We start from the raw sequence: 2,498 nt of genomic DNA, 5'->3' as shown, positions 1-2,498 counted from the left end.
GAATAACGTTGTACATCTTAATCGTAAACCTACAGCACAGGAGGCTTTTAACATAGCCAGGGAGTTTGTAAAAGATCACTTAAAACAACCTGCCACAGCGGCGTTTCCTAATAACAGTTTTAAACCAGTTATTGATACCGCTACAAACAGCTACCAGATACAATCATCTGTAAAAGCGATAAGCGCTAGCGGAAAAATGGTAAAATCAGACTGGATTATCAATATGCAATACACCGGAGGCGACTGGTCTGAAAAAAATAGCTGGCAGGTTAAATCAGTAAACATATCTCCGGAAAATTAAATCATAAAATCACTATCATAAAAAAAGGGACAACCGCATGGCTGTCCCTTTTTATTGAAATTTTTAATTTAATGTACTCCATCGCGCAATGCTTTCATTTCGTCATGCGCATCAAGCAGTTCGCTTTGCTGCCTGGTGATCAACTGGCGTAAATAAGCAGGCAGATATTCTTCTTCCAGAGCTTCTTTATAAGCTTTTAGTATGGCATCCTCGCCAAACTCGCATTCTTCAAGTATATCATGCGTATCATGGGCGGTAAAAGCCGCTTTAACATCAAGCCAGGTACGATGTATTTTACCACTGGTTGTTGTTCCGGTTTCCATATTACCTAATACTTCAATTTCGGTTCCCAGTTCTAATTTATACCGGTGACTATCGCCAATCAATGTGGTAAAAAGCGATTTAAGATCTGTCTCCCCATCTTTCAGGTCTTTTGTGGCGCGTTCATACCCCTCAATGCGGTCGTTGTTGATCTTTATAAGATCATTTAATACTTCGGTGGTTGCTTGTGTGTTTTCCATAATTATAAGATTTTTATATATCAGAAACAGATAATTAGTTAAAATGTTTAATTAAAAATATAATAATTATCTTATTTATCAATTTAAATTACACAAACATATTACTTACCCCTAAACAGGGAAAACAGCCAAAGTACAACCAGTATAACAACAATAACTGCAATAACACCTACCACAGCGCCCGCTTTAAATATACCCTCAATTACAGAACAACTACTTATGACCATCATAGCCATTACGATCAATAATAAATGTGCCTTTTTCATAATGATGTTTAAAATTTGTAATTAATGTTTTGATACTGAAGCTCAAATACAATAATCAGACCCCTTTTTAAAAAACACTGTCAGGTATCTGTTGCCAGGTTCTGTTATAACGATTTCAAAAAAAACCGCTGCTACTGCTTTATTATAAAATAAGTGGAATGATTAATGCTAATAAGTAATTCAGGTGAAACAAATTTTGCGTTGGATATAGGGAGTGAGCATCAGTTTAAACTAACCTAATAACAAATGTAATAGTGCAAACATCAGGTGACTAAAAAACAGGACAATTGATGTGGTAAACATTTAAAAAAGCTTGTTTTAATAAGTAGCGATTTTTTCTGTAACTACATAAAAACAATTGTTATTATTAAATGTTAGCATCCATAATTACAGCGTTCTAAATACATTAAAAAACAAAATTCGTACATACTTATAATGCATGTTTTTACTAAATTTTCATTTCTAACGAAATTAATTGTCTAAATTTGCGTTATCTACTTTTTAATACATTACACCTTAAAATATGATTTTAGAAATACAACCAAACATTTATTGTGAAAAATGCATTAAATGTGGCGCGCGGCCACATATTGAGCAACAAAAAAAATATTGGATTGTTACCTGTCCTAACAAAGGCTGTAAAAACTTTGTGAAGGAGGAGCTTGTTAACATTGACGCCTGGAACAGGTTAAATAAAAACAACGCTAATTTAAATCATAACCAAACATTTAAAAAGACCGCTTAAGTTCTGAGCCCGTCATTAAGTCAACAAAATATTATTTAAAAGTATAGGCTTTTTCTGGGAGATAAGTATTTTTACCGGCTACTGATAGGCTATGTTTAATATACTTTTTTCTATAAATAATGCAACTGTAAGGTTTTTGACTAATACCTTGTTCAAAGATCTTACGTTCAAAATAAATAAAGGCGAGAACTGGGCATTAATAGGTCAAAGCGGATCTGGCAAAAGCGCCTTGCTGCAAACCATTGCAGGGCGCTTTAATGTAACAGGTGGCACGGTCACCTACCATTTGGGAGATGAATTTTCAAATTCTGAGTTGAACAATGGTATTAACCTTAATAACAAGTTGATTGCTCTTGTTGAACCCAGGCACCATTTCAGGAATCTTTCAAACACTACCGATTTTTATTACCAGCAACGCTATAACTCCTCAGATTCTGAGGATGCTTTAACCGTTAATGATTATTTACTATCAATTAAAAGTGTGCCGCGCCCAGGCACCTATTGGACATTTGATAAAACCCTGTCGCTATTAAACCTGCTTGGTTTACGTGATAAACAATTGATAAAACTATCAAATGGCGAAACCAAACGTTTGATGCTGGCTGCTGCCCTGCTTAAAAACCCAATATTACTGTTATTGGATAACCCTTTGACCGGCCTTGATG

General features: G+C 34.8%; 4 protein-coding genes. 2 read left to right on the top strand and 2 right to left on the bottom strand.

The genetic code is table 11. From position 1 onward, the window contains the following. Positions 1-301: hypothetical protein (locus tag AC1DRQ_RS30695; protein WP_477429797.1), on the top strand; the 301-nt coding region annotated here is incomplete at its 5' end. A 68-nt stretch (positions 302-369) separates the two neighbouring features. Here AC1DRQ_RS30695 and AC1DRQ_RS30690 read toward each other — a convergent pair. Both AC1DRQ_RS30690 and AC1DRQ_RS30685 read right to left on the bottom strand, forming a co-directional pair. Next, the gene (locus AC1DRQ_RS30690) at positions 370-822 is read right to left on the bottom strand and encodes a PA2169 family four-helix-bundle protein (RefSeq protein ID WP_477429795.1); all 453 of its coding nucleotides are present in this window, start codon (positions 820-822) and stop codon (positions 370-372) included. 101 nt (positions 823-923) lie between these two features. Further along, positions 924-1,088: a hypothetical protein gene (locus AC1DRQ_RS30685; RefSeq protein ID WP_477429793.1), complete on the bottom strand. Its 165-nt coding sequence runs from the start codon at positions 1,086-1,088 to the stop codon at positions 924-926. A gap of 836 nt (positions 1,089-1,924) precedes the next feature. Here AC1DRQ_RS30685 and AC1DRQ_RS30680 point away from each other — a divergent pair. Next, positions 1,925-2,498 (top strand): ATP-binding cassette domain-containing protein (locus AC1DRQ_RS30680; RefSeq protein ID WP_477429791.1); only part of this gene is annotated, 574 nt, incomplete at its 3' end.

It is taken from the genome of Mucilaginibacter sp. P4_E8, from assembly GCF_056401495.1.
Note: the sequence above shows the minus strand (reverse complement) of the source record. Positions and strands in the feature narration are given on the sequence as shown.